The sequence below is a fragment of the Leifsonia sp. fls2-241-R2A-40a genome (genome assembly GCF_030209575.1).
Lineage (GTDB): Bacteria > Actinomycetota > Actinomycetes > Actinomycetales > Microbacteriaceae > Leifsonia.
The window spans coordinates 173,259-198,667 of sequence record NZ_JARVRS010000001.1 but is presented as its reverse complement, the minus strand read 5'-3'; the positions used below and the strand labels follow the sequence as shown (position 1 = coordinate 198,667).

Below are 25,409 nucleotides of genomic sequence, written 5' to 3'. Positions count from 1 at the left end.
CTGTGCGGGAGCGCGCGTCGCGATGACCCTATCAAGTGCAGCGGAGAGCGCCTGCGCGGCTCCCGGTAGAATCGTTCCTCATGACTCCCGCTGACCTCTCCGCCGCCCTCCTCGACATCGTGACGACGGTGGTCGAGCGGCGACGCGAGGCCGGCGCCGACATCCCCGAGCTGTCCCTGACCGTCGACGACGTGCCGCTGGAGCGCCCCAAGAACCGGGACCACGGCGACTGGGCCTCCAACGTCGCCATGCGCCTCGCGAAGAAGGTGGGCGCGAACCCGCGCGAGCTCGCCGAGGAGATCGCGACGGCCGCGGCCGGCATCGAGGGCGTCGCCTCCGCCGAGGTCGCCGGCCCCGGCTTCATCAACTTCCGGCTCGAGGCCGCCGCCGCCGGCCAGCTCGCCCAGGCGATCCTCGAGGCGGGCGAGGCGTACGGCCGCGGCGACGTGTTCGACGGCCTGAGCGTGAACCTCGAGTTCGTCTCCGCCAACCCCACCGGCCCGGTGCACATGGGCGGCGCCCGCTGGGCGGCCGTCGGCGACAGCCTGGCGCGCATCCTGCAGGCCGAGGGCGCGCAGGTGACCCGCGAGTACTACTTCAACGACCACGGTTCGCAGATCGACCGGTTCGCCCGCAGCCTGCTCGCCGCCTACCTCGGCGAGCCGACTCCGGAGGACGGCTACGGCGGCGGCTACATCCACGAGATCGCCGACCGCGTGGTCGCCCAGTACTCGGCTGGCACTGCTGACGGCGACCTCGCGGCGCTCCCGCGCGAGCAGCAGCAGGAGGTGTTCCGCTCCGTCGGCACCCAGCTGATGTTCCAGGAGATCAAGGACCGCCTGCACGCGTTCGGCGTCGACTTCGACGTGTACTTCCACGAGGACTCGCTGCACGAGTCGGGTGCCGTCGAGCGCGCGATCCAGCGCCTCCAGGAGCAGGGTCACATCTTCGAGGCGGACGGCGCCATCTGGCTGCGCACCACGACGTTCGGCGACGACCGCGACCGCGTCGTCATCCGCTCGAACGGCGAGCCCGCGTACATCTCGGGAGACCTCGGCTACTACCTGGACAAGCGCGAGCGCGGCTTCGAGCAGAACATCATCATGCTCGGTGCCGACCATCACGGCTACATCGGCCGCATGATGGCGATGGTCGAGGCGTTCGGCGACGAGCCGAACGTCAACCTGCAGATCCTCATCGGCCAGATGGTGAACCTCGTCAAGGATGGCGAGCCGGTCCGCATGTCGAAGCGCGCGGGCACCATCGTGACGCTCGACGACCTGGTGGATGCGGTGGGCGTCGACGCCGCCCGCTACGCTCTGGTCCGCTCGTCGACCGACTCGCAGCTCGACATCGACCTCGACCTGCTCACCAAGCGCAGCAACGACAACCCCGTCTTCTACGTGCAGTACGCCCACGCACGCACCCGCTCAGTCGCGGCGAACGCCGAGAAGGCGGGAGTCGACCGCAGCACGTTCGCTCCGGAGCTGCTGACCCACGAGACGGAGTCGGCGCTGCTGGGCGGCCTGCAGGAGTTCCCGCGCGTGGTCGCGCAGGCGGCCGAGCTGCGCGAACCGCACCGGGTCGCGCGGTACATCGAGGAGCTCGCCGGCCTGTACCACGCGTGGTACGCCGTCCGCGACGGCTCCACGCGGGTGCTCCCGCACGGCGACGAGCCCGTCACCGACCTGCACCGCACGCGGCTGTGGCTGAACGACGCGACCGGCCAGGTGATCCGCAACGGCCTCGGCCTGCTGGGGGTGTCGGCTCCCGACCGTATGTGAGCGGCCCGCAGCCGCCTACGCCGACACGAGCGACGATCGATTGGATGTGACCACCGGATGAGCGACAACACGACCCAGGTGCTTCCCGCGCCCGAGCCGCGGCCGTCCGCGCCCTCCCGCCGGCGCCGGCCGCTCCGCCTGCTGCTGGCGATCGGCATCCCGGTGATCGTCGTCGCCGTGCTGCTCGTGGTCGCCGACGTCGCGGTCCGCGCCTATGCGGAGCAGCGCGTCTCGAACGAGATCGAGAAGAACCTCCCGGCCGACATCCGCGGTCAGGTGACCACGCACATCGGCGGTTTCTCGGTGCTGCAGCAGTATGTGGCCGGCTCGTTCCAGCGGGTCGAACTGGATGCTCCCCGCCTGGTGGTCAAGGGCGCGCCGGTGAGCGCGAAGCTCGTGGCGACGGGCGTTCCGGCGGACTTCTCGAAGCCGATCGCCGACGCGACGGGCACGCTGTCCATCAGCGAGAAGTCGCTCAACAGTCTCGTCCAGATCCCGGGCGCCACGGGCGACATCACCCTGAACGACGGGACCATCGGGTACGACGGCACACTGAACCTGCTCGGGCTCCCCGTCGACTACACCGTGACGGCGACGCCCAAGGCGGCGGGTGATCATGTGCTGGTTCAGCCGGAGAAGGCGTCGCTGAAGACCGGCGCCGGGAACGTGAATCTCAACAAGCTGCTCGAGGCGCTGACCTCGCAGGGGCCCTTCCCGGTCTGCACGGCTCAGTATTTGCCGGACGGCGTCCAGGTCGAGGACATCGCCGTCACCCCGGGCCGGGCGACCGTGCGGTTCACCGCGAGTGACTTCGTGCTCGACGAGAAGTTCCTCAACAGCAAGGGGAGCTGCTCCTAGCCTCGACGGGTCAGGCGCGCGGCCGCACGGAGAGCAGCCGGCCGGTCGCCGACAGCATCCAGGCCAGGGTCGCGACGATCGTCGCGGCATCCGTGCCGTGATCGCCCGGTCGCACCACCAGGCGGTAGGCCGCAGTGGCCCCGTCGGCGGGCGCGTCGACCGGCTGCACGCTCACCGTGCCGGCGCCGGCGAGGGTCCGCGCATAGCCGGCGAGCCGGTGGCGACTGCAGTCGCGGACGCGAAGGTCGTAGCTGTAGGTGTTCACGGTGTGTCCTCTCGGTCGCGCGATCGCGGCGTTCGCTCTCTCTTCCAGAGACCAGGGAGGACGGTCCCGCCAGACGCAGGAAGGCCGCTGTTCGTAACACGCACCGAGCGGCCCGCGGCGCCTGGATAGACTTCTGCTGTCATCTCCACCGGCTTCAGGGGCCAACCCGGGTCCGCTCGCCTAGGAGACCCCCACTCGTCGCCACCCGTGAGGTTCCCTATGGCCCTGTCCCACGCCGGACCCAATCCGCTCGCCCCGTCCTGGCTCCATCTCCCCGATGATGCGAACGCGCTCGTCCCCGGACTCTGGTCGCGCACCACCGAGCGCGCAGACGGCGAGCTGGTCGTCGGAGGCGTCCGGGCGAGTGAGCTCGCCGAGCGCTTCGGCACTCCGCTCTATGTGATCGACGAGCAGGATGCGCGTTCGCGCGCCGTCGAGGTGCGCGAGGCGTTCGACCGCGCCTTCGGCGAGATCGGGACAGCCGCGAAGGTCTACTACGCCGGTAAGGCGTTCCTCAGCGTCGAGGTGGCGAAGTGGATGGACGCGGCCGGCCTCGACATCGACGTCTGCACCGGCGGGGAGCTGGCGGTCGCGCTGGCGGCGGGCATCGATCCGGAGAAGCTGGGCTTCCACGGCAACAACAAGTCGCTCGCCGAGATCGACCGGGCCGTCAGCGTGGGCCTCGGCGCCATCGTCATCGACAGCCTGCAGGAGATCGACCGCGTCGCCGAGGCCGCCGAGCGGCACGGCGTGCGGCAGAGCGTGCGCCTCCGCGTGAACAGCGGGGTGCACGCGCACACGCACGCGTTCCTGGCGACGGCCCACGAGGACCAGAAGTTCGGGATCCCGCTCGAGAGCGCTGCGGACGCGGTCGCTCAGATCCGCTCGCATCCCTCCCTCGCCTTCCGCGGACTGCACTGTCACATCGGCTCGCAGATCTTCGGCGCGGACGGCTTCGCCGAATCGGCCGCCCGCTTGCTGAGCCTCCACAAGGAGCTGCTGGCCGGGGGAGAGGTGCCCGAGCTGAACCTCGGCGGCGGCTTCGGCATCGCGTACACCGCGGCCGACGACCCGGCGCCGATCGCCGAGCTCGCGCGGCGGATCGCGGAGACGGTGGCCGCGGGATGCGCGGAGCTCGACATCCCCACGCCCGTCGTCGCCTTCGAGCCCGGCCGCTCGATCATCGGGACCGCCGGCCTCACGCTCTACACCGTCGGCACGACGAAGGATGTCCCTGTCGTGTTCCAGGACGACGGCGAGACCGCCGTCCGTCGCTACGTCAGCGTGGACGGCGGCATGAGCGACAACGCCCGTCCGGCCCTGTACGAGGCCGACTACTCTGCGCGTATCGCCGGCCGCGTCTCGCTCGCGGCCCCCGAGCTGGTCCGCGTCGCCGGAAAGCACTGCGAGAGCGGTGACATCGTCGTGAACGCGGAGTACCTCCCGGGCGACGTCCGTCCCGGCGACCTGCTCGCCGTGCCCGCGACCGGTGCCTACTGCTGGCCCCTGTCGAGCAACTACAACCACATCGGACGTCCGCCCGTGGTGGCGGTGCGCGACGGGGAGGCCCGGGTCATCGTCCGCGGCGAGACCATCGAGGACCTCCTCGCCCGCGATGCCGGCTACCAGGCCCCGGCGTCCGCCGAGTCCGCGTCGAAGGAGCGCAGCAACCCATGATCGAGTACCGCAACCTCCGCGTGGCCCTGCTCGGGGCCGGTTCCGTCGGCTCGCAGGTCGCCCGGCTGCTCCTGGAGCAGGGCGACGAGTTCGCCTCCCGCGTCGGCGCCCGTCTCGAGCTCGTCGGCATTGCCGTCCGCGACGTGGATGCGCCGCGCGACACGGACCTGCCGCACCACCTCTTCACCACCGACGCCAGCTCGCTCATCCTCGGCGCCGACATCGTGGTCGAGCTGATGGGCGGCATCGAGCCCGCGCGCGGGTACGTGCTGGAGGCCCTGAATTCCGGAGCCGACGTCATCACCGCGAACAAGGCGCTGCTGGCGACCCACGGCCCCGAGCTGTTCGACGCCGCCGAGCAGGTCGGCGCACAGCTCTATTACGAGGCCGCCGTCGCGGGCGCCATCCCGATCATCCGCCCGCTGCGCGACAGCCTCGCCGGCGACCGCATCAACCGCATCCTCGGCATCGTCAACGGCACCACCAACTTCGTCCTCGACCGGATGGACGTGCACGGCGAGACCCTGCAGGACGCCCTCGCGACCGCCACCGACCGCGGCTACGCGGAGGCGGACCCGACCGCCGACATCGGCGGCTACGACGCCGCGCAGAAGGCCGCGATCCTCGCGAGCCTCGCGTTCCACACCGTCGTCCCGCTGGACCGCGTCTACCGCGAGGGCATCACCAGCGTGACCAAGGCCCAGGTGGATGCGGCTCGCGAGGCCAACGCGGTCATCAAGCTCCTGGCGATCTGCGAGCGGCTGACCGATCCCGAGACGGGGGAGGAGGGCGTTTCGGCACGCGTCTACCCGGCCCTCATCAGCCGGGACCATCCGCTTGCGGCGGTGCACGGCGCCCACAACGCCGTCTTCGTCCAGTCGGCCGCGGCCGGCGACCTCATGTTCTACGGCGCGGGCGCGGGCGGGGTCGAGACGGCCTCGGCCGTGCTCGGCGACGTCGTCTCCGCCGCACGCCGCCACGTCGTCGGCGGCCCGGGCGTCGCCGAGTCGACGCACGCCGGCCTGCCGGTGCTCGACGTCGGACGCGTGGTGACGCGGTACCAGATCACTCTGGATGTGAAGGACCAGCCGGGCGTGCTCGCGGCCGTCGCGCGCATCCTCAGCGACGGCGGTGTCAGCGTCGAGACCGTCCAGCAATCGGTGCCGAGCCACACCGGTCCGCTCCCGATCGCGGGTTCCGCGTCGCTGAGCGACAGTCCGATTCACGGCGGTGGCAGGGCCACCGCTACCCTGGTGATCGGCACCCACGAAGCCGAGGAGGCCGCACTCGCGGCCACCGTCGAGGCTCTCGCGGCGAGCGACGTCGTGATCGCCATCTCTTCCGTTCTCCGAGTTGAAGGATCGTAATGCCCCAGCCCAAGGCCTACAGTCGTCAGTGGCGCGGCGTCCTGCGTGAGTACGCGGACCGCCTGAACATCTCCGACGCCACTCCGATCGTCACGCTGGGTGAGGGCGGCACGCCGCTCATCCCCGCCGCCGCGCTCTCCGCGCGCACCGGCGCGGACGTCTGGGTCAAGTTCGAGGGGATGAACCCGACCGGCTCCTTCAAGGACCGCGGCATGACCATGGCGATCTCGAAGGCGGTCGAGCACGGCGCGAAGGCCGTCATCTGCGCCTCCACCGGCAACACCTCGGCGTCGGCCGCGGCGTACGCGACGCACGCGGGCATCCAGGCCGTCGTGCTCGTCCCCGAGGGCAAGATCGCGATGGGCAAGCTCAGCCAGGCGATCGCGCACAACGCGCAGCTGCTGCAGGTGCAGGGAAACTTCGACGACTGTCTCGACATCGCCCGCGACCTCGCCACCAACTACCCGGTGCACCTCGTCAACTCGGTGAACCCGGACCGCATCGAGGGCCAGAAGACCGCCGCGTTCGAGGTCGTGGAGGCGCTGGGCGACGCTCCGGACTTCCACATCGTCCCGGTCGGCAACGCCGGCAACTACACCGCGTACCACCGCGGCTACACCGAGGAGCTGCAGCGCGGCGAGTCCACGAAGCTGCCGCGCATGTTCGGTTTCCAGGCTGCGGGGAGCGCCCCCATCGTCCTCGGCCACGCCGTCAAGGAGCCGGACACGATCGCGACCGCGATCCGCATCGGAAACCCCGCCTCGTGGGAGCTCGCGCTCAACGCGCGCGACGACAGCGAGGGCTACTTCGGCGCGATCGACGACGCCAAGATCCTGGAGGCGCACCGCATCCTCTCCGCCGAGGTTGGCATCTTCGTCGAGCCCGCGTCCGCGATCAGCGTCGCCGGCCTGCTGGAGCGCTCCGACGCCGGCGTCATTGCGGCCGGATCGACCGTCGTGCTCACCGTCACCGGCCACGGCCTGAAGGACCCGCAGTGGGCCCTCCGCACCGCCGACGGCTCGGACGTGCAGCCGACCGTCGTGCCCGTCGACACCGCCGCGATCGCCGACGTGCTCGGCCTGCAGCCGGCCGAGGCGACCGCGTGAGCTCGCCCGACCTGCGCGGCCGCACCGTCACGGTCAAGGTCCCGGCGACGAGCGCCAACCTCGGCCCGGGATTCGACACGCTCGGCCTCGCGCTGGCGCTCTACGACGAGCTCGAGGTGTCCGTCCGCGACGAGCCCGGCGCGACCGTCGAGGTGATCGGCGTCGGCGAGGGCGAGGTCGCGACCGACGAGAGCAACCTCGTGGTCCGCGCGATCGCGCACACCTTCGACGCGGTCGGCGTCCCGCTCCCCGGACTCAGCCTGCGGGCGCGCAACAGCATCCCGCACGGTCGCGGCATGGGTTCCTCCGGAGCCGCCATCGTCTCCGGGATCATGGCCGCCAAGGGCCTGCTCGAGGGCGTGGTGGACCTGGATGCGCAGCAGCTGCTCGCGCTCGCCAACGACATGGAGGGGCACCCGGACAACGTCGCGCCCGCTCTCTTCGGCGGCCTCACCATCGCGTGGGTGACGCCGGACGGCCCGCGCTTCAAGAAGCTCATCGTGCACCGCGGCGTCTCGCCGCTGGTGCTCGTGCCCGAGCACGTCATGTCGACGGCGCTCGCCCGGAGCCTGCAGCCGGAGTCCGTCCCGCACGAGGACGCCGTCTTCAACCTCTCCCGTTCGGCCTTGCTCGTCGCCGCTCTCATCCAGAGCCCGGAGCTGCTGCACGCGGCCACCGAGGACAAGCTCCACCAGAGCTACCGCGCCTCCGCGATGCCGGAGACCGACCGCCTCATCACCCTGCTCCGCGAGAACGGCTTCGCCGCCGTCGTCTCGGGCGCCGGTCCGTCGATCCTGGTGCTCGGGAGCGACCCGAGCCAGCGCCTCGCCGCCGCACGGCTCGTCGAGGAGTCCGCGCAGACGCGCTGGCAGCCGCTGATGCTGGCGGTCGACTTCAAGGGGGCGACCGTGACCCGGCAGAGCGACGACCTCGCCTCGACACGTTCGGACACACCCGCCGCGTAGCGTCCGAACCGTTGTCGCCGAAGTGGTAAACTGCGAACGCACCCGTGAAGAACCCGCGTCACGAGCGAATCCCGCTTCCGGGTGATCTCCTAGCAATCATGCCGTCACTCCTGCCTGCCTTCCCGGCTCTCCCCTCACGGGGTATCGGGGCGGCGACGTAGCGCGGATCCGAACGCGCGCGTTCAGGCAGTTCATGTGACGAAGCTTCCACAGACGGCGCGCAGAAGGCGCGCCGGGGGAAAGGATCCTCTTCCGTGACTGATGTCAAACTCCACGCCGGGGGCGTGGACACCAGCGACCTGGCCTCGCTCAAGGTGGCAGAGCTGCAAGCTCTCGCCGCCGGGCTCGGGCTCCAGGGCGCGACCCGGCTCCGCAAGGGCGAGCTGGTCGATGCGATCGCCGCCGCGCGCGCGGCGTCCGCTCCGGCCGACGCCGACGAGCCGGCCGAGACCGCGGTGGACGCCGTCGAGCCGGCCGCCGCCGCCTCGCAGGTGCTCACCGAGCCGCTGATCGCCGAGCCGCTCATCGCAGAGCAGGCCCCGGCCCAGCGCGTCGAGCCGACCGTGGGCGACCCGGTGCTTCCGCAGGCGGACGCGTCCGCCGACGTGGTCACCGCCGAGCCGCGCCGCCGTGGCTCGCGCCGCGTCACCAGCCCTGACGGCACGGGCATCGCCGCAGCCGGCAACGGCCTGGCCGCCGGCTCCCACGTCAACTCCGGCGCGACCGGCGTCGACTCGCTCATCCCCGATGTGGATGCGCTGCTCGACTCCGCCCTCGCCTCCCGCGAGCAGGCCCGCGGCCAGCAGAACGGCCAGAACGGCCAGAACGAGCAGTCCCAGGGCAACGCCCAGAACCAGGGCGGCGGACGCCGTCGCCGGGGCCGCGGCCAGGGCGGCCAGAACGGCGACCAGGGCCAGGACGCGCAGCAGACCCAGGACGAGCAGGCTCCGGCCGACGTCCAGCAGGGCGATCAGCAGCAGGGCGACCAGGGCGACAACGCTGCCAACGAGCAGCAGGGCCAGGGCCGCAACCGCCGCAACCGCAACCGCAACAAGAACAGCGGCCAGCAGAACGAGCAGGGCCAGAACCAGGGTCAGAACCAGAACCAGGGCCAGCCGAAAGACCTCCAGCAGGGCGGCCAGCAGACCCAGGGTCAGGGCCAGCAGACCCGAGGCCAGAACGCCGAGCAGGCGGAGGGCGAGCGCGCCGGCCGTTACCGCGACCGCAACCGCAAGCGCCGCGGCGGCGTCGCCGGCGACGAGTTCGAGCCGGAGCTGTCCGACGACGACGTGCTCATCCCCGTCGCGGGCATCCTGGACGTCCTCGACAACTACGCGTTCGTCCGCACCACCGGCTACCTGCCCGGTGCAAGCGACGTCTACGTGTCGCTGGGCCAGGTCAAGAAGTACAGCCTGCGCAAGGGTGACGCCGTGGTCGGCGCCATCCGCCAGCCGCGCGACAACGAGAACAACAGCCGCCAGAAGTACAACGCCCTGGTCAAGGTCGACTCCATCAACGGGCAGACCCCGGAGGAGGCGGCGGCTCGCGTCGAGTTCGGCAAGCTGACCCCGCTGTACCCGCAGGAGCGCCTGCGGCTCGAGACCGAGCCGAGCAAGGTGACCCAGCGGATCATCGACCTGGTCGCTCCGATCGGCAAGGGCCAGCGCGGCCTCATCGTCGCGCCGCCGAAGGCCGGCAAGACCATCGTGATGCAGCAGATCGCCAACGCGATCACAGCCAACAACCCTGAGGTGCACCTCATGGTCGTGCTGGTGGACGAGCGTCCAGAAGAGGTCACCGACATGCAGCGCACGGTGAAGGGTGAGGTCATCGCCTCCACCTTCGACCGTCCCGCCGAGGACCACACCACTGTCGCCGAGCTCGCCATCGAGCGCGCGAAGCGACTGGTGGAGCTGGGCCACGACGTCGTCGTGCTGCTCGACTCGATCACCCGCCTGGGCCGTGCGTACAACCTGACCGCTCCGGCGTCGGGCCGCATCCTCTCCGGTGGCGTCGACGCGTCCGCGCTGTACCCGCCGAAGCGCTTCTTCGGCGCCGCCCGCAACATCGAGCACGGCGGCTCGCTGACCATCCTCGCTTCGGCGCTGGTGGAGACCGGCTCCAAGATGGACGAGGTCATCTTCGAGGAGTTCAAGGGCACCGGCAACATGGAGCTCCGCCTGTCGCGCCAGCTGGCCGACAAGCGGATCTTCCCGGCCGTCGACGTCAACGCCTCCGGCACCCGCCGCGAGGAGATGCTGATGGGCCAGGACGAGGTCAAGATCACCTGGAAGCTGCGCCGCGCCCTCGCCGGGCTCGACCAGCAGCAGGCGCTCGAGATCGTCCTCGGCCGCCTGAAGGAGACCTCGAGCAACGTCGAGTTCCTGATGCAGGTGCAGAAGTCGATGCCCGCGCCGACCAACGGCCACGGCAACGCGCACTCGCACGGTCACGAGAACGACCACCGCTAGCAGCGTTCAGCGCCCGTCCGCCGTGCCTTCCGCACGGTGGGCGGGCGCTTCGGCGTTCCCCGGCCTCTCCCGCAGAAAGAAGACCCCATGTTCGAATCGGTGAACACCCTCATCGCCGAGCACGACGACCTCCAGCAGCAGCTCTCCGACCCGGAGCTGCACGGAGACCCGGTGCGCTCGAAGCGCGTCAACCGGCGGTACGCGGAGCTCAGCCGCATCGTCGCCGCCTACAACGAGTGGAAGCAGCTGTCGGACGACCTGGAGGCCGCGCGCGAGCTCGCCACCGAGGACGCCGCGTTCGCGGAGGAGGTCCCGGGTCTGGAGGAGAGCGTCCAGGAGTCCGCCGAGCGCCTGCGCCGGCTGCTCATCCCTCGCGACCCCAACGACTCCCGCGACGTCATCATGGAGATCAAGATGGGCGAGGGCGGCGCCGAGTCGGCGCTCTTCGCCGGCGACCTTCTGCGCATGTACCTGCACTACGCGGACTCCAAGCGCTGGAAGGCCGAGATCATCGAGCAGACCTCGAGCGACCTGGGCGGCATCAAGGATGTCCAGGTGGCGTTCAAGGGCAGCTCGAGCGACCCCGCCGAGGGCGTGTGGGCGCACCTGAAGTACGAGGGCGGCGTGCATCGTGTGCAGCGTGTGCCGGCGACCGAGTCGCAGGGCCGCATCCACACCTCCGCCGCCGGCGTGCTCGTGTTCCCCGAGGTGGACGAGCCGGAGGAGGTCGACATCAACCAGAACGACCTCAAGATCGACGTCTTCCGGTCGTCCGGCCCCGGCGGCCAGTCGGTCAACACGACCGACTCCGCGGTGCGCATCACGCACGTCCCGACCGGGATCGTCGTCTCGATGCAGAACGAGAAGAGCCAGCTGCAGAACCGTGAGGCGGCGATGCGCGTGCTGCGCGCGCGTCTGCTGGCGCGTCAGCAGGAGGAGGCGGATGCGGAGGCCGCGGAGTTCCGCAAGGGGCAGATCCGCACGATGGACCGCTCGGAGCGCATCCGTACCTACAACTTCCCCGAGAACCGCATCGCGGATCACCGCACCGGCTACAAGGCCTACAACCTCGACGCGGTCATGAACGGCGCCCTCGAGCCCGTGATCGAGTCGAACATCGTCGCCGACGAGGAGGCTCGCCTGGCCGATCTCGGCAACGACTGACGCACCGCGCCCTCGGGCGCGCGGGTCAGCGGAGGGCGGTCGTGGCGCGGTCGCGGGTGGTGAGGTCGCGGTGGGTGGCGGCGGCGCGCCAGCCGTCGGCGGTCAGGAGGTCGCGGATCGCCGCGCCCTGCAGCTCGCCGTGCTCGAGCACGAGCGTCCCGCCAGGGTGGAGCAGGCGCTGGGCCACGCGCGAGATCGTGCGCACCACATCCAGCCCGTCCGGTCCGCCGTAGAGCGCCGCGTGCGGGTCGTGGAGGCGCACCTCCGGGTCACGCGGGATGGCGTCGTCGGGTACGTATGGCGGGTTCGAGATGACGACGTCCACCCTGCCGTCGAGCTGCGGCAGCGCGTCCGCGAGGTCGATGAACACGGGTGTCAGGTTCTCTGCGCCGACCTCGTCGATGTTGCGGCGCGCCCAGATGAAGGCCTCGGGGGAGTTCTCGACCGCGTAGACGCGGGAGTGCGGGACCTCGGTCGCCAGAGCCAGGGCGATCGCGCCGCTGCCGGTGCCCAGGTCGACCGCGACCGGTTCGGGCGACGGGACGGCGCGCAGCGCGTCGATCGCGAACTGGGCGACCTGCTCGGTCTCGGGTCGCGGCACGAAGACGCCGGGCCCGACGTTCAGCTCGAGCGAACGGAAGGGCGCCCGCCCGGTGATGTGCTGCAGCGGCTCACGCGCGGCGCGTCGCTCGACCAGCGTCCGCATCCGGGCCGCATCCTCCGACGACATCGTGGAGTCCATCACCATCAGCGCCTGGACCCGGCCGCGGCCGACGCCGAGCACGTGTCCGATCAGCAGTTCCGCATCCACCTCCGGGTCGGGGACACCGGCGCGCGTCAGGAAGGCGACGGCGTCGTCGCGCAGGGCACGGACGGTCTCGGGGCGGTCGGCGGGAGGGGCGGATTCGGGGGTCATCGCCCGACGAGCCTACCGTCCCGTCACACGCAGCAGGCCCCCGTGCGCGGCGTCTAGAGTGGTGACGCGTTCCCATCCGCCACGTCCACGAGGAGAGGCCATGTCCGGTCACATCTACGACAACGTCACCCAGGCCGTGGGGCGGACGCCGCTCGTCCGGCTGAACCGTCTCACCGAGGGCGTCGGCGCGACCGTCCTCGCCAAGCTGGAGTTCTACAATCCGGCGGGAAGCGTGAAGGACCGCATCGGCGTCGCGATCGTCGACGCGGCCGAGAAGGCGGGGGCCCTCAAGCCGGGCGGCACCATCGTCGAGGCGACCAGCGGCAACACCGGCATCGCCCTCGCGATGGTCGGAGCGGCCCGCGGCTACAAGGTCATCCTCGCGATGCCCGAGACCATGAGCAAGGAGCGCCGCGTGCTGCTGCGCGCGTTCGGAGCCGAGATCGTGCTGACGCCCGGACCCGACGGGATGCGCGGAGCGGTCGAGACGGCGCAGGAGATCGTGGCGAAGACCGAGAACGCGATCTGGGCGAAGCAGTTCGCCAACGAGGCCAACCCGGCCATCCACCGCGCCACCACCGCGGAGGAGGTCTGGGCCGACACCGACGGCGGCGTCGACATCTTCGTCGCGGGCGTCGGCACCGGCGGCACGATCACCGGCGTGGGTCAGGTGCTCAAGGAGCGCAAGCCCGAGGTGCAGGTGGTCGCGGTCGAGCCGCTCGACTCGCCCATCCTGAACGGCGGCAAGCCCGGTCCGCACAAGATCCAGGGGATGGGCGCGAACTTCATCCCGGAGATCCTCGACACGACCGTCTACGACGAGGTCGTCGACGTCTCGTTCGAGGACGCCGTGAACGTGGCGAAGCGCCTGGCGAGCGAGGAGGGGCTGCTCGCCGGCATCTCGTCCGGAGCGATCATCTGGGCTGCTCTGCAGCTGGCCCAGCGGCCGGAGAATGCGGGCAAGACCATCGTGGCGATCGTGTGCGACACGGGGGAGCGCTACATCTCCACGCCCCTCTGGGCGGACCTGCTGGACTAGCGGGTGGCGATCCTCCGAGCGCGCGAAGACATCCGGAACGCGCGCAGGCACGACCCGGCCGCGCGCGGCGACGTGGAGATGGCGCTCGTCTACTCCGGGTTGCACGCGGTGTGGGCCTACCGCGTCGCGCACCGGCTGTGGCGCGCGGGGTTCCGCACGCCGGCACGCATCCTGTCGCAGTTCGCCCGCTTTCTGACCGGCATCGAGATCCACCCCGGAGCCCGCATCGGGCGCCGGTTCTTCATCGATCACGGCATGGGCGTGGTCATCGGCGAGACGACGTGGGTCGGCGACGACGTCATGCTCTACCACGGCGTCACCCTGGGCGGCCGGGGGAGCGGCCACGGCAAGCGGCACCCGACGATCGAGGACGGGGTCGTCGTCGGCGCGGGCGCCAAGGTTCTCGGCGCCATCACGATCGGGGCGCACTCGGTGATCGGCGCGAACGCGGTGGTCACCCGGGATGCGCCTCCCGAGTCGCTGCTAGTCGGCGTCCCCGCTCGCGCCCGTCCCCGCTCCGGCCACGAGCTGATCGCGGGGGAGGACTGGCTCGACCCGGCCATCTACATCTGAGCTGAACGGCGAGGTTCAGCGGGCGTCGCGGGCGGCGCGCTCGCGGGCCCGGGCGATCGCCTCGCGCTCGTTCTTGCGGGCCTCGCGCAGCTTCGACTCCGCCTCCCGGCGCGTCTTCGCCGCCTCGCGCACCGCTTTGTCGCGCGGGACCTCCTCCGGCCGCGGCTCGAACGCGGTGACCGGCTGCCCGCTCCGCCGCGCGGCGACGTACGTCTCGATCCCGTCGAGGATGCGTTCGAGGCCGAACGCGAAGTCGTCCTGCTCGTCCGGGTCCTCGTCCGCGTAGACACCCGAACGGACGAGCGGTGAGAGGTAGGGGAAGCGCTCGGGTGTGACCAGCTCGCCGAGGGCCGCGGTGAACGCGTCGCCGTGCGCGGCCGGGACGTCCGCCCCCTGCGACCGGCTCACGTCGCGCTCGACGACCGCCACGGCGCGCGCGTAGGACGACAGCAGCAGCGCGGTGGACATCTTCTCGGCATCGGTCAGCGGCAAGTCCCGCATCTCGCGCAGACCCCAGTCGAGAACCGCGAGATTGTTCGGCATCAGGGGGATGCCGCTGATCGGGATGTCGGGGAACCACGGGTGCTGCTGGATCACCTGGATGCTCGCCATCGCCCACCGGCGGAGTCCGGCCCGCCAGTCCTGCCCCTCGGCGCCCGCGTGTCCGGCCAGTTCGTCGTCGGGCGGGATCGGGATCTCGCACACCGCGTCCTGCATCAGGGCGAGCACGTCGTCCTTGCTGCTGACGTAGCGGTACAGCGACATCGTCGTGAACCCGAGCTCGCCGGCGATGCGGCTCATCGACACCGCCGCGAGCCCGTCGGAGTCGGCCACCTCGATCGCGGTCTCGATGATCCGCTCGACGCTCATCTCACGCTTCGGTCCGCGCTGCGGGTTCTCGGCCACGCCCCAGCTCAGCGCGACGGCGCGGGGAAGCGCCTCCTGAACGTCTTCGGGCATCTCCGGCGCCTTCCTTGTGAAGAGTGTTGACACTCATCCTAGAACTGTGTATCACTTAAACGGTTGTATGCGTCATAAACAGTTTACGAGACACACAGTCGAAGGGAAGACCATGACCGGACCGGCGATCGAGCTGGCGGGCGTGCGCAAGGCGTACGGCGCGCAGACCGTGCTCGACGGAATCGACCTCCGCGTGGAGGCGGGGAGCGTGTTCGCGCTCCTCGGCCCCAACGGGGCGGGCAAGACCACACTCATCACCATCCTCTCCACCCTCGTGCGGCCCGACCAGGGCAGCGTCACCGTCGCCGGCCACGACCTCGCGACCGACGCGGACGGCATCCGCCGGGCGATCAGCGTGACCGGGCAGGCCGCGGCGGTCGACGGAGTGCTGACGGGGGAGGAGAACCTCCGCATGATGGCGCGGCTCTCCGGCTTCACGGCCGCCGAGTCGAAGCGGCGCGCCACGGAACTCATCGATCGGTTCGACCTCCGCGAGGCGGCGCGCAAGCGCGTCGCGACGTACTCCGGCGGGATGCGGCGGCGTCTCGACCTCGCGCTCAGCCTGGTCGCGACCCCGCCCGTGATCTTCCTGGACGAGCCGACGACGGGGCTCGACACGCGCAGCCGGCAGACCCTATGGGACATCATCCACGACCTGTCGCGCCGCGGCACCACCATCCTGCTCACCACGCAGTACCTCGAGGAGGCCGACCAGCTGGCCGACCGCATCGCGGTGCTCGACCACGGCGTGATCGTCGCGGAGGGGACGCCGGACGAGCTCAAGGCGCGGGTCGGCGGCGAGGTCGTCGAACTGCGCGACGAGCGCGGCGACCTGGTCCGCGAGCTCCCCACCGACGGCAGCGTGGATGCGCTGCGCACCGCGATCGACGAGCTCGACGCCCTCGGCGTCACCGGCGGGTCGATCGGCATCCGCAAGCCGTCGCTCGACGACGCGTTCCTGGCCCTCACCGGGCAGCCGACCACGACCGCCACCGCCACCACCACCGAGATCGAGAAGGAGGCCGTCCGATGACCGCTCTGAACGCCCCCGGCCGGGCCGTACCCGTCCCCGCCCGCCCCGAGCGGCCGGTCACGCCGCTCACGTCCGCGCTCGTGTTCGTCGGCCGCGGCATCCGCCACTCGCTGCGCGACGTGGAGGCGCTCACCATGGCGATCGTCCTGCCCGTGATGCTCATGCTGCTGTTCACGTTCGTGTTCGGCGGCGCGCTCGATCGCGAGGGCGGTTACGTGCAGTACGTCGTGCCGGGCATCATCCTGCTCTGCGCGGGGTTCGGCGCCTCCAGCACCGCGGTCGACGTCGCTCGGGACATGACCGACGGGATCGTGGACCGGTTCCGGACGATGCCCCTGCGCTCGCGCGGCGTGGTGACCGGCCATGTCGTCGCGAGCCTGCTCCGCAACCTCCTGGCGACCGGTGTGGTCATCGGGGTCGCGCTGCTGGTCGGCTTCCGCCCGACGGCGAACGCCCTGCAGTGGGCCGGGGCGATCGGCGTCGTCGCGCTGTTCATCCTGGCGATCACCTGGCTGTACGCGGGGATCGGCCTCGCGGCGAAGAGCCCGACGGCCGCGAGCGGCTACGGCTTCGCGCTGCTGTTCCTGCCCTACCTCTCGAGTGCCTTCGTCCCGACCGACACCATGCCGTCATGGCTGCAGTGGGTCGCCGAGAACCAGCCGATCACACCGATCATCGAGACCATCCGCTCGCTGCTGTTCGGCCGCGACCCGGGCAGCGACCTGTGGTGGGCGCTCGGATGGTGCGCGCTGATCATCGTCGGGGCGTACGTCTGGGCGGCCTGGCTGTTCCGCCGCTCCGCCGGCCGCCGCTGACGTCTGTCAGCGGTCGCGCTCCGCGAAGGCGTGCATCGCGTCGCGCATCGCCTCGGTGTCGAAGGTCCCGTCGTCCTGCTTGACGAAGTGGTAGGCGTGCATGCCCACGGCACGGGCGCCCTCCACATTCGGAAGCGAGTCGTCGAACAGGATGGCGTCCTCCGGTCGCACACCGAACCGCCCGAGCGCACGCGTGTAGATGCGGCGCTCGGGCTTCCGGGCGCCGAGCACGGCCGACACGAGGTCGTTGTCCTGCAGCACGTCGACGATCTCGGGCGTCAGCACCGGCAGCGAGTCCTTGAACGGGATGGGGTTGTTCGACAGCAGCGAGACCGTTCCGAGCGTCGCCGCTTCATGCAGGGCGGCGATCGCTCCCGGGATGGGCGTCATGGCGGCCTTCCGCGCCACCTGCCACTCCTCGAGGGTCAGCTTCGCACCCGTGACCTCCGCGAAGGCGGCGAGGTACTCCTCGCTCGTCGTGTACTCGCCGATCTCGGCCGCGCGCTCGAAGCCGCCCGCCCACCAGGTGGAGGCGAGACGGTACTGACTCACCCCTCCCAGCTCAGCGAGCTTCGGAAGCCGCTTGTGGAAGTCGTAGTCGTAGAGCGTCTTGTCGCAGTCGAAGAAGTAGACATCCATCGCCTCCAGTATCGTCCTCCCAGTCTGGGCGTCCGCGCCCCGGCTATCATTGAGCCGTCATGGCACCCATCTACGACTGCTCGGTCGACTCCGAGCTGCTCACCGGCATGCGTCTCGCCCGATCGGCTATCGGACGGGGCGAGCTCGTCGTCATCCCCACCGACACGGTCTACGGCGTCGCGGCGGACGCGTTCAATCCGGCCGCCGTGCAGCGCCTTCTCGACGCGAAGGGACGCGGACGGCAGTCGCCGCCCCCGGTCCTCGTGCCGGGCATCCCGACCCTGACCGCGCTCGCCGAGCGCGTCCCGGACGAGGTGGAGGCGCTGGTGAAGGCCTTCTGGCCAGGCGGGCTGACCATCGTGCTCCCGGCCTCCCCGTCGCTGGTGTGGGACCTCGGCGAGACCAAGGGCACGGTCGCGCTGCGCATGCCGAAGGACACCATCGCCCTCGAACTGCTCTCCGAGACGGGGCCGCTCGCGGTCTCGTCCGCGAACCTGACCGGACGTCCGGCCGCCCGCACCGCCGCGGAGGCCGAGGCCATGCTCGGCGACTCCATCTCCGTCTACCTCGACGGGGGAGAGGCCGGAGCGGCCTACGAGCGCGTCGAGGGCAAGGACTCGTCGTCGACGATCGTCGACGCGACGGCTCTAGCCGCCGGCGCGGGAGGGCTGCGCATCCTGCGCCAGGGCGTCATCTCTCTCGAGCAGCTCCGCGAGGTCGTCGGCGAGGCCTTCGAGGAGCCGGCAGCGGCCTCGGACGCCGCCCCGTGACCCTCCTCCTCGCACTCGCACTCATCTCGGCCGTCATCACGTTCGGGATGTCCTGGGTCGTCTACAAGCTGGCGATGCGCTACAAGCTCTACCCGAAGATCCGGGCGCGGGATGTGCACACCCGGCCGACGCCGCGGCTCGGCGGCGTCGCGATGTTCCTCGGCATCCTGGTGGCCTTCGGCGTCTCCTGGCTCCTTTCGAGCCAGTTCGGCGTGCTCGGGCTGATCTTCTCCGACCAGGGCCCGATCCTCGCCATCCTCGGGGCGTCTCTGCTGATCGTCGTGATCGGCGTCGCCGACGACATCTGGGACCTCGACTGGATGACCAAGCTGGCCGGGCAGTTCGTGGCGGCGGGACTGGTCGCGTGGCTCGGCGTGCAGATCTACTCGCTGCCGATCAACGGCCTCACCGTCGGATCGCCGGTGATGTCGATCATCATCACGCTGTTCGCCATCGTGCTCGTGATGAACGCGATCAACTTCATCGACGGGCTGGACGGTCTGGTCGCCGGGGTCGCCCTCATCGCGAACGGCACGTTCCTCGTGTACACGTATCTGCTGCAGCGCGAGATCAGCCCCCAGAACTACTTCAGCCTCGCGGGCGTGATCGCCGCGATCCTGGTCGGTGCGTGCGCGGGCTTCCTGCCGCTCAACTGGCACCCGGCGAAGATGTTCATGGGCGATGCCGGAGCGCTGCTCATCGGCCTGCTCATGGCGACCTCCGCGATCTCGGTGACCGGCACGATCAACCCGGAGGCGCTGCAGACGCTCGGCAAGTCGTCGCTGGTGCCCGCGTTCATCCCCGTGATCCTCCCGTTCGCCGTGCTCGTCGTGCCCCTGCTCGACTTCGGGCTCGCGGTCATCCGGCGTCTCCGCGCCGGCAAGTCGCCGTTCAGCGCGGACCGCAAGCACCTGCACCACCGTCTGCTCGACATGGGCCACACGCACCTGCACGCCGTGCTGATCTTCTACGCATGGACCGCCGTGCTGTCGATCGGCTGCCTGCTGTTCTTCTTCGACCCGTACTGGATGGCGATCGTGTTCATCGCCATCGGACTCGTCGTCTGCACCGCCTTCACGCTGGCGCCCCTCAGCCGCCGCAAGGCGAACGAGGCCGTCGCCGAGCTCGCCCCCGCCGGCAGCCGCGAAGCGGCTGAGACCGCCCGCTTCGACCAGCTGGATGAGGCGAGCGAGCGCTCGGCGCCCGCGGCGGCCGGCAAAGCCACCACCCCGACTCTCACCGAGGAGCCCCGATGACCCACCAGCCCGACGCGGCTCCTGCACAGCCCCCCGCGCAGCCGAGCTCCAACGCCGTCCTCCGCGACGTCCTCAAGTACGGCCTCATCCTTGCCGGCGCGATCGCCATCGTCGGGATGCTGCTCGGCGGCCTGTTCGCCGGCTGGGTCGGTGTCACCAGCGCCCTCATCGGGACGGCCATGGCCGCGGTGTTCCTCTCGATCACGGCGCTGAGCATCCTGATCGCCAACCGCTTCATCGGCTCCGACCTCTTCGTCGGGCTGTTCTTCGGGATCGTTCTCGGCGGCTGGATCGTCAAATTCGTGCTGTTCCTCGTGCTCGCGATCGTTCTGCGCGACCAGCCCTGGATCAACTCCGTCGTGCTGTTCCTGAGCCTCATCGCGGGCGTCATCGGGTCGTTGGTGGTCGACATGATCGTCGTGTTCCGATCACGCGTCCCGTACGTCAGCGACGTCACCCTTCCGGGTGAGAAGCGCTGACCCGTATCCAATTCGTTATGGGCTGAAAACTCTTGTAGAGTTGTCAGTGATCCCCCACCCGTTCGCGCGAAGAACTCCATAGTGCGAGTAGTGCAGGGTGTCCCACCGTTCGTCGTCGCGAGAGCTCTGAGCTCGACGCCCCGAAACAGGAGATAGCGCTGTTAGCTAACGCTGTGAACCTGCTGGTCCAGGCCGCAAGCTCCGATGATGGAAGCTTCCATGGTCCGTCGATCAACGAGTTCTTCCCCCCGACCCTGTTCACCATCGGTGGCCTCGAGTTCAACCGAATCTTCTTCATCCGGCTGTTCGCCACCCTCGTGCTGCTCCTCGTGTTCTGGTTCGGCACGCGTCGCATGAAGGTCATCCCCGGCCGCTTCCAGTCGGTCGTCGAGATGGGTCTCGACTTCGTCCGGGTGAACATCGCAGAAGACCTGCTGGGCCGCAAGGACGGCCGTCGCTGGCTTCCCCTGCTCACCACCATCTTCTTCATGGCGCTGTTCTTCAACCTGACGGGCATCATCCCGTTCCTGAACATCGCGGGCACCTCGGTGATCGGCGTTCCGCTCGTGCTGGCTGTCTCCGCGTACTTCGCGTTCATCTACGCCGGCATCAAGAACAGCCCAAAGAACTTCTTCCGTAACGCGCTGTTCCCGCCCGGGGTGCCGTGGTTCCTCTACATCCTGGTGACTCCGATCGAGTTCATCTCGACGTTCATCCTGCGTCCGATCACGCTGACGCTCCGACTTCTGATGAACATGGTCGTCGGGCACCTGCTCCTCGTCCTGTTCTTCACGGCGACGTCCTTCTTCATCTTCACCGCGGGCAGCTGGTGGTCGCTCTTCGGCGCGGTCACGTTCGCCTTCGGCTTCGCCTTCACCCTGTTCGAAATCCTGGTAGCACTCCTCCAGGCCTACGTCTTCGCACTGCTCACGGCTGTCTACATCCAGCTGGCAGTCGCCGAGGAACACTAAGAACGATCCGCGCACCCGCACGGATCGCCATCACGGAAGGAAACACACAGTGGACATCGCTGCAATCTCCGGCAACATCGCCACCGTCGGTTACGGCCTCGCCGCCATCGGCCCGGCCATCGGCGTCGGTATCGTCGTCGGCAAGACCATCGAGGGCGTCGCCCGTCAGCCCGAGCTGGCCGGCCGTCTCCAGGTCCTGATGTACATCGGTATCGCGTTCACCGAGGCGCTCGCGTTCATCGGTATCGCTGTCGGCTTCATCTTCGTCTAGTCCCTCTTTATCTCACTTCAATAAGGAGGAACCATGCTGAACAGTATGGTCATCGCCGCGGCGGAGGAGCAGTCGCACAACCCGATCATCCCCGAGTGGCCGGATGTCATCGGTGCGCTGATCTGCTTCATCATCATCCTGTTCTTCTTCTGGAGGCTCGTGCTTCCGCGCATGAAGAAGCTGCTGGATGAGCGTGCAGAGGCGATCGAGGGCAACATCGAGAAGGCCGACGAGGCTCAGCGCAAGGCCGAGGCCCTGCTCGAGGAGTACACCGCTCAGCTCGCCGAGGCGCGCGCAGAGGCAGGCAAGATCCGCGAGACCGCTCGTGCCGATGGGCAGAAGATCGTCGCAGAGGCCCGCGAGGCCGCCGCGACCGAGGCCGCCCGCGTGACCGCGCAGGCTCAGGCACAGCTCGAGGCCGAGCGCCAGACGGCGCTCGTCCAGCTCCGTGGCGAGGTCGGCTCGCTGGCGATCGACCTCGCGTCGACCGTCGTGCGCGAGTCGCTCGACGAGGACCGGCGTGCGCAGGCCATCGTGGACCGCTTCCTGGCGGACCTAGAGGCCGAGGAGAAGGCTCAGGCAGACCAGAAGGCAGGATCGGGCAACTGATGGGAAGCGCCACCAGAGAAGCATTGGCCCGGTCCGTCTCGGCTCTCGCCGAGCTGGGCTCCCAGGCCGATCTGGCGACGGCTGAGGACCTGTTCGCCGCAGGACGGGTCGTCGCCGACTCCGCCCAGCTCCGGGCTGTCCTCAGCGACCCGACGGTGCTGGCCGAGGGCAAGACCGTGCTGGTGAAGCGCGTCTTCGCCTCGCTGTCGGCGCCTGCCGTCCAGCTGCTCACCGTGGTGACCGCCCAGCGGTGGTCGTCGCAGAACGATCTGCTGGCCGCGATCGAAGAGCTGGGGATCCGTGCGATCGCCTCCTCCGCGCCGCGCGACGTCGACATCGTGTCCGAGCTGTTCGTCTTCGGGGGCGCCGTGACCTCCGATGCGAGCCTCGAGCTCGCCCTGCGCAGCAAGCTCGCGACGGCCGACTCCAAGGTCGCGCTGGTGCAGCGTCTGCTCGGTGGACGGGCGTCGAAGGAGACGGTCGCCATCGTGCGTCAGCTCGTCGACCAGCCCCGCGGCCGGAGCATCCGCGAATCCCTTCGCGCCGCCGCCCGCACCGTGGCGGCTCAGAGCGGCGAGACCATCGCGACGGTCTACGCCGCGACACCGCTCCCCGAGGCCCAGGCCGAGCGCCTGCGCTCGGTGCTCAGTGCCACCTACGGCGACCTCCGGATCAACCAGGTCGTCGACCCCTCGATCATCGGCGGACTTCGCGTACAGATCGGTGACGACGTCATCGATGGAAGCATCGCGTCGCGTCTGGCCGAACTCCGGCTTCAGCTGGCGGGCTGACCGCCTCAAGATAGGAATCACAATGGCAGACATTCAGATCAGCCCCGACGAGATCCGCGACGCGCTCAAGGACTTCGTCAGCGCCTACGAGCCTGCGGGCGCCGAGGCCACCGAGATCGGCCACGTCCTGGACGCCTCGGACGGCATCGCGCACGTCGAGGGACTCCCCAGCGTGATGGCCAACGAGCTCATCCGCTTCGCGAACGGCACCCTCGGCCTCGCCCAGAACCTGGACGAGAACGAGATCGGCGTCGTCGTGCTCGGCGAGTTCGACGAGATCGTCGAGGGCATGGAGGTGACCCGCACCGGCGAGGTCCTCTCCGTCCCGGTCGGCGACGGCTACCTCGGCCGCGTCGTCGACCCGCTCGGCAACCCGATCGACGGCCTCGGCGACATCGCCAGCGAGGGCCGCCGCGAGCTCGAGCTCCAGGCGCCCGGCGTCATGCAGCGCAAGTCGGTGCACGAGCCGCTCCAGACCGGCATCAAGGCCATCGACGCGATGATCCCCGTCGGCCGCGGCCAGCGTCAGCTGATCATCGGCGACCGCCAGACCGGCAAGACGGCCATCGCGATCGACACGATCATCAACCAGAAGGCCAACTGGGATTCGGGCGACGTCAACAAGCAGGTCCGCTGCATCTACGTCGCGATCGGCCAGAAGGGCTCGACCATCGCCTCGGTGAAGGGCGCGCTCGAGGACGCCGGCGCGATGGAGTACACCACCATCGTCGCGGCTCCGGCCTCCGACCCCGCCGGCTTCAAGTACCTGGCTCCGTACACCGGCTCGGCCATCGGCCAGCACTGGATGTACGGCGGCAAGCACGTCCTCATCGTCTTCGACGACCTGTCGAAGCAGGCCGAGGCCTACCGCGCCGTGTCGCTGCTGCTCCGTCGTCCGCCGGGACGCGAGGCCTACCCGGGTGACGTCTTCTACCTGCACTCCCGTCTGCTGGAGCGTTGCGCCAAGCTCTCCGACGAGCTGGGCGCCGGCTCGATGACCGGTCTCCCGATCATCGAGACGAAGGCGAACGACGTCTCCGCGTACATCCCGACCAACGTGATCTCGATCACCGACGGCCAGATCTTCCTCCAGTCCGACCTCTTCAACGCCAACCAGCGTCCCGCGGTCGACGTCGGCATCTCGGTCTCCCGAGTCGGCGGCGACGCGCAGGTGAAGTCGATCAAGAAGGTCTCCGGCACGCTGAAGCTCGAGCTGGCGCAGTACCGCTCGCTCGAGGCGTTCGCGATGTTCGCGTCCGACCTCGACGCGGCGAGCCGTCGTCAGCTGGCCCGTGGCGCCCGCCTGACCGAACTGCTCAAGCAGCCGCAGTACTCGCCGTACCCGGTGGAGGAGCAGGTCGTCTCGATCTGGGCCGGCACCAACGGCAAGCTCGATGAGGTCGCCGTCGAGGACGTCCTGCGCTTCGAGTCGGAGCTGCTGGACCACTTGCGCCGGAACTCCGACATCCTGACGACGCTTCGCGAGACCAACGTCCTCGACGACGACACCGTCTCGAAGCTCGACTCCGAGGTGGATGCGTTCAAGCTCGAGTTCCAGACCGGCGAGGGCAAGCCGCTCGCCTCGGTCGGCCGCGAGGAGTTCCAGGCCATCGACGAGGACCAGGTCGACCAGGAGCGCATCGTCAAGGCCCGGCGCTGAGCGCTGAGCCGACGAGCGACTAGGCCGAGAAAGATTTAGGTACAGAGGAGAGACATGGGAGCACAGCTTCGGGTCTACCGGCAGAAGATCAGATCTGCCCAGACGACCAAGAAGATCACCCGTGCGATGGAGCTGATCTCCGCCTCCCGCATCCAGAAGGCGCAGGCGCGGGTGGCCGCCAGTTCGCCGTACGCCCGCGCGATCACGCGCGCGGTGTCGGCGGTGGCGACCTACTCGAACGTCGAGCACGTCCTGACCACGGAGCCGGAGAAGATCGAGCGCGCCGCGATCGTCATCTTCTCCTCCGACCGCGGTCTCGCCGGTGCGTTCAACTCGAACGTGCTCAAGGAGTCCGAGAAGCTCGCCGAGCTGCTGCGCAGCCAGGGCAAGGAGGTCGTGTACTTCCTCGTCGGCCGCAAGGCGCAGGGCTACTTCAGCTTCCGGCGCCGCGGGTTCGAGCGCGTCTGGACCGGCAACACGGACAGCCCCGAGTTCGAGCAGGCCAAGGAGGTCGCGGACGCGATCCTCGAGTCCTTCCTGCGCGACGCGTCCGACGGCGGCGTGGACGAGATCCACATCATCTACAACCGCTTCGTCAGCATGCTGACCCAGGAGCCGCAGGTCGTCCGCCTGCTTCCCCTGGAGGTCGTCGAAGGCGTGGAGGAGCCGGATCGCACGCAGGTCCTGCCGCTCTACGAGTTCGAGCCCGACGTGGGGACGGTGCTCGACGCGCTGCTCCCCGTCTATATCGAGAGCCGCATCTTCAACGCGATGCTGCAGTCCGCCGCCTCCAAGCACGCGGCGACGCAGAAGGCGATGAAGGCAGCGAGCGACAACGCCGACAAGCTCATCACCGACTACACGCGTCTCGCGAACAACGCCCGTCAGGCGGAGATCACCCAGCAGATCTCCGAGATCGTCGGCGGCGCGGACGCGCTGAGCTCGGCAAAGTAATCGTCCTACGAGAGAG

General features: G+C 69.6%; 25 protein-coding genes. 21 read left to right on the top strand and 4 right to left on the bottom strand.

From position 1 onward, the window contains the following. The first annotated feature begins 80 nt into the window (after positions 1–80). Both argS and QRN40_RS00975 read left to right on the top strand, forming a co-directional pair. Positions 81–1,784 (top strand): arginine--tRNA ligase, encoded by a 1,704-nt coding sequence (argS, locus tag QRN40_RS00980; RefSeq protein ID WP_285113618.1) that lies wholly within the window; start codon positions 81–83, stop codon positions 1,782–1,784. Positions 1,785–1,841: 57 nt separating this feature from the next. Then, entirely contained in the window at positions 1,842–2,642 is an 801-nt protein-coding gene (locus QRN40_RS00975) for an LmeA family phospholipid-binding protein (protein WP_285113617.1), read from the top strand. 10 nt (positions 2,643–2,652) lie between these two features. On the opposite strand, the gene QRN40_RS00970 is transcribed toward QRN40_RS00975, so the two are convergent. Next, the gene (locus QRN40_RS00970) at positions 2,653–2,907 is read right to left on the bottom strand and encodes a hypothetical protein (protein ID WP_285113616.1); all 255 of its coding nucleotides are present in this window, start codon (positions 2,905–2,907) and stop codon (positions 2,653–2,655) included. A 219-nt stretch (positions 2,908–3,126) separates the two neighbouring features. On the opposite strand from QRN40_RS00970, the gene lysA reads away from it, so the two are divergent. The 6 genes from lysA (at position 3,127) to prfA (ending at position 11,657) form a co-directional block, all read left to right on the top strand. Further along, the gene (lysA, locus tag QRN40_RS00965; RefSeq protein WP_285113615.1) at positions 3,127–4,584 is read left to right on the top strand and encodes a diaminopimelate decarboxylase; all 1,458 of its coding nucleotides are present in this window, start codon (positions 3,127–3,129) and stop codon (positions 4,582–4,584) included. Continuing rightward, on the top strand, positions 4,581–5,951 hold the full coding sequence (locus QRN40_RS00960) for a homoserine dehydrogenase (protein ID WP_285113614.1): 1,371 nt from the start codon (positions 4,581–4,583) through the stop codon (positions 5,949–5,951). The genes lysA and QRN40_RS00960 overlap by 4 nt, the downstream gene beginning before the upstream one ends. Continuing rightward, a complete protein-coding gene (gene thrC, locus QRN40_RS00955) occupies positions 5,951–7,057 on the top strand; it encodes a threonine synthase (RefSeq protein ID WP_285113613.1) in 1,107 nt (368 codons plus the stop codon). The genes QRN40_RS00960 and thrC overlap by 1 nt, the downstream gene beginning before the upstream one ends. After that, on the top strand, positions 7,054–8,022 hold the full coding sequence (gene thrB / locus QRN40_RS00950; protein ID WP_285113612.1) for a homoserine kinase: 969 nt from the start codon (positions 7,054–7,056) through the stop codon (positions 8,020–8,022). The genes thrC and thrB overlap by 4 nt, the downstream gene beginning before the upstream one ends. A gap of 254 nt (positions 8,023–8,276) precedes the next feature. Beyond that, positions 8,277–10,493: a transcription termination factor Rho gene (gene rho / locus QRN40_RS00945; RefSeq protein ID WP_285113611.1), complete on the top strand. Its 2,217-nt coding sequence runs from the start codon at positions 8,277–8,279 to the stop codon at positions 10,491–10,493. Positions 10,494–10,580: 87 nt separating this feature from the next. Beyond that, the gene (gene prfA, locus QRN40_RS00940; protein ID WP_285113610.1) at positions 10,581–11,657 is read left to right on the top strand and encodes a peptide chain release factor 1; all 1,077 of its coding nucleotides are present in this window, start codon (positions 10,581–10,583) and stop codon (positions 11,655–11,657) included. Between the two features lie 25 nt (positions 11,658–11,682). Here prfA and prmC read toward each other — a convergent pair whose 3' ends face one another. Next, positions 11,683–12,573, bottom strand: a complete 891-nt coding sequence (prmC, locus tag QRN40_RS00935) for a peptide chain release factor N(5)-glutamine methyltransferase (RefSeq protein WP_285113609.1) — start codon at positions 12,571–12,573, stop codon at positions 11,683–11,685. 100 nt (positions 12,574–12,673) lie between these two features. Between prmC and cysK the strand changes: the two genes are divergently transcribed. Both cysK and epsC read left to right on the top strand, forming a co-directional pair. Next, entirely contained in the window at positions 12,674–13,612 is a 939-nt protein-coding gene (gene cysK / locus QRN40_RS00930) for a cysteine synthase A (protein ID WP_285113608.1), read from the top strand. A 3-nt stretch (positions 13,613–13,615) separates the two neighbouring features. Beyond that, positions 13,616–14,185, top strand: a complete 570-nt coding sequence (gene epsC / locus QRN40_RS00925; protein ID WP_285113607.1) for a serine O-acetyltransferase EpsC — start codon at positions 13,616–13,618, stop codon at positions 14,183–14,185. 15 nt (positions 14,186–14,200) lie between these two features. Here epsC and QRN40_RS00920 read toward each other — a convergent pair whose 3' ends face one another. Next, the gene (locus tag QRN40_RS00920; RefSeq protein ID WP_285113606.1) at positions 14,201–15,145 is read right to left on the bottom strand and encodes a TetR/AcrR family transcriptional regulator; all 945 of its coding nucleotides are present in this window, start codon (positions 15,143–15,145) and stop codon (positions 14,201–14,203) included. Between the two features lie 112 nt (positions 15,146–15,257). On the opposite strand from QRN40_RS00920, the gene QRN40_RS00915 reads away from it, so the two are divergent. Continuing rightward, complete coding sequence (locus QRN40_RS00915) at positions 15,258–16,178, top strand: ATP-binding cassette domain-containing protein (RefSeq protein WP_285113605.1); 921 nt, start codon at positions 15,258–15,260, stop codon at positions 16,176–16,178. Continuing rightward, on the top strand, positions 16,175–16,993 hold the full coding sequence (locus QRN40_RS00910) for an ABC transporter permease (protein ID WP_285113604.1): 819 nt from the start codon (positions 16,175–16,177) through the stop codon (positions 16,991–16,993). Before QRN40_RS00915 ends, QRN40_RS00910 begins: the two co-directional genes overlap by 4 nt. Positions 16,994–16,999: 6 nt before the next feature. Here QRN40_RS00910 and QRN40_RS00905 read toward each other — a convergent pair whose 3' ends face one another. Beyond that, positions 17,000–17,632 carry an HAD family hydrolase gene (locus QRN40_RS00905; protein WP_285113603.1) on the bottom strand — a complete coding sequence of 211 codons (633 nt, stop codon included), beginning with the start codon at positions 17,630–17,632 and terminating at the stop codon, positions 17,000–17,002. Between the two features lie 59 nt (positions 17,633–17,691). Here QRN40_RS00905 and QRN40_RS00900 point away from each other — a divergent pair, with 59 nt between their 5' ends. The 9 genes from QRN40_RS00900 to QRN40_RS00860 all read left to right on the top strand — a co-directional run bounded on the left by QRN40_RS00900 (position 17,692) and on the right by QRN40_RS00860 (position 25,393). Further along, on the top strand, positions 17,692–18,402 hold the full coding sequence (locus QRN40_RS00900; protein WP_285113602.1) for an L-threonylcarbamoyladenylate synthase: 711 nt from the start codon (positions 17,692–17,694) through the stop codon (positions 18,400–18,402). Next, positions 18,399–19,658 carry an MraY family glycosyltransferase gene (locus tag QRN40_RS00895; protein ID WP_285113601.1) on the top strand — a complete coding sequence of 420 codons (1,260 nt, stop codon included), beginning with the start codon at positions 18,399–18,401 and terminating at the stop codon, positions 19,656–19,658. Before QRN40_RS00900 ends, QRN40_RS00895 begins: the two co-directional genes overlap by 4 nt. Next, positions 19,655–20,137 carry a Cg1360 family ATP-synthase-associated protein gene (locus QRN40_RS00890; protein WP_285113600.1) on the top strand — a complete coding sequence of 161 codons (483 nt, stop codon included), beginning with the start codon at positions 19,655–19,657 and terminating at the stop codon, positions 20,135–20,137. Before QRN40_RS00895 ends, QRN40_RS00890 begins: the two co-directional genes overlap by 4 nt. A 173-nt stretch (positions 20,138–20,310) precedes the next feature. Continuing rightward, positions 20,311–21,108: a F0F1 ATP synthase subunit A gene (atpB, locus tag QRN40_RS00885; RefSeq protein WP_285113599.1), complete on the top strand. Its 798-nt coding sequence runs from the start codon at positions 20,311–20,313 to the stop codon at positions 21,106–21,108. Between the two features lie 49 nt (positions 21,109–21,157). Then, positions 21,158–21,379, top strand: coding sequence for a F0F1 ATP synthase subunit C (atpE, locus tag QRN40_RS00880; RefSeq protein WP_163290842.1), 222 nt, complete (start codon positions 21,158–21,160; stop codon positions 21,377–21,379). Between the two features lie 33 nt (positions 21,380–21,412). Further along, positions 21,413–21,988 (top strand): F0F1 ATP synthase subunit B, encoded by a 576-nt coding sequence (locus QRN40_RS00875; RefSeq protein ID WP_285113594.1) that lies wholly within the window; start codon positions 21,413–21,415, stop codon positions 21,986–21,988. Further along, positions 21,988–22,779 (top strand): F0F1 ATP synthase subunit delta, encoded by a 792-nt coding sequence (locus QRN40_RS00870; protein WP_285113591.1) that lies wholly within the window; start codon positions 21,988–21,990, stop codon positions 22,777–22,779. The genes QRN40_RS00875 and QRN40_RS00870 overlap by 1 nt, the downstream gene beginning before the upstream one ends. A 22-nt stretch (positions 22,780–22,801) precedes the next feature. After that, positions 22,802–24,439 (top strand): F0F1 ATP synthase subunit alpha, encoded by a 1,638-nt coding sequence (atpA, locus tag QRN40_RS00865; protein ID WP_285113589.1) that lies wholly within the window; start codon positions 22,802–22,804, stop codon positions 24,437–24,439. Positions 24,440–24,493: 54 nt separating this feature from the next. After that, entirely contained in the window at positions 24,494–25,393 is a 900-nt protein-coding gene (locus QRN40_RS00860) for a F0F1 ATP synthase subunit gamma (protein ID WP_285113587.1), read from the top strand. Positions 25,394–25,409 lie beyond the last annotated feature (16 nt).

Bases quoted from the DNA above. Each gene is read 5' to 3' on its own strand.
- prmC (WP_285113609.1), bottom strand. From the start codon at position 12,573: ATGACCCCCGAATCCGCCCCTCCCGCCGACCGCCCCGAGACCGTCCGT.
- thrC (WP_285113613.1), top strand. From the start codon at position 5,951: ATGCCCCAGCCCAAGGCCTACAGTCGTCAGTGGCGCGGCGTCCTGCGT.
- lysA (WP_285113615.1), top strand. From the start codon at position 3,127: ATGGCCCTGTCCCACGCCGGACCCAATCCGCTCGCCCCGTCCTGGCTC.
- QRN40_RS00870 (WP_285113591.1), top strand. From the start codon at position 21,988: ATGGGAAGCGCCACCAGAGAAGCATTGGCCCGGTCCGTCTCGGCTCTC.
- QRN40_RS00960 (WP_285113614.1), top strand. From the start codon at position 4,581: ATGATCGAGTACCGCAACCTCCGCGTGGCCCTGCTCGGGGCCGGTTCC.
- QRN40_RS00910 (WP_285113604.1), top strand. From the start codon at position 16,175: ATGACCGCTCTGAACGCCCCCGGCCGGGCCGTACCCGTCCCCGCCCGC.
- QRN40_RS00875 (WP_285113594.1), top strand. From the start codon at position 21,413: ATGCTGAACAGTATGGTCATCGCCGCGGCGGAGGAGCAGTCGCACAAC.
- QRN40_RS00920 (WP_285113606.1), bottom strand. From the start codon at position 15,145: ATGCCCGAAGACGTTCAGGAGGCGCTTCCCCGCGCCGTCGCGCTGAGC.
- QRN40_RS00900 (WP_285113602.1), top strand. From the start codon at position 17,692: ATGGCACCCATCTACGACTGCTCGGTCGACTCCGAGCTGCTCACCGGC.
- QRN40_RS00890 (WP_285113600.1), top strand. From the start codon at position 19,655: ATGACCCACCAGCCCGACGCGGCTCCTGCACAGCCCCCCGCGCAGCCG.
- prfA (WP_285113610.1), top strand. From the start codon at position 10,581: ATGTTCGAATCGGTGAACACCCTCATCGCCGAGCACGACGACCTCCAG.
- QRN40_RS00915 (WP_285113605.1), top strand. From the start codon at position 15,258: ATGACCGGACCGGCGATCGAGCTGGCGGGCGTGCGCAAGGCGTACGGC.
- atpA (WP_285113589.1), top strand. From the start codon at position 22,802: ATGGCAGACATTCAGATCAGCCCCGACGAGATCCGCGACGCGCTCAAG.
- cysK (WP_285113608.1), top strand. From the start codon at position 12,674: ATGTCCGGTCACATCTACGACAACGTCACCCAGGCCGTGGGGCGGACG.
- QRN40_RS00975 (WP_285113617.1), top strand. From the start codon at position 1,842: ATGAGCGACAACACGACCCAGGTGCTTCCCGCGCCCGAGCCGCGGCCG.
- QRN40_RS00905 (WP_285113603.1), bottom strand. From the start codon at position 17,632: ATGGATGTCTACTTCTTCGACTGCGACAAGACGCTCTACGACTACGAC.
- argS (WP_285113618.1), top strand. From the start codon at position 81: ATGACTCCCGCTGACCTCTCCGCCGCCCTCCTCGACATCGTGACGACG.
- QRN40_RS00860 (WP_285113587.1), top strand. From the start codon at position 24,494: ATGGGAGCACAGCTTCGGGTCTACCGGCAGAAGATCAGATCTGCCCAG.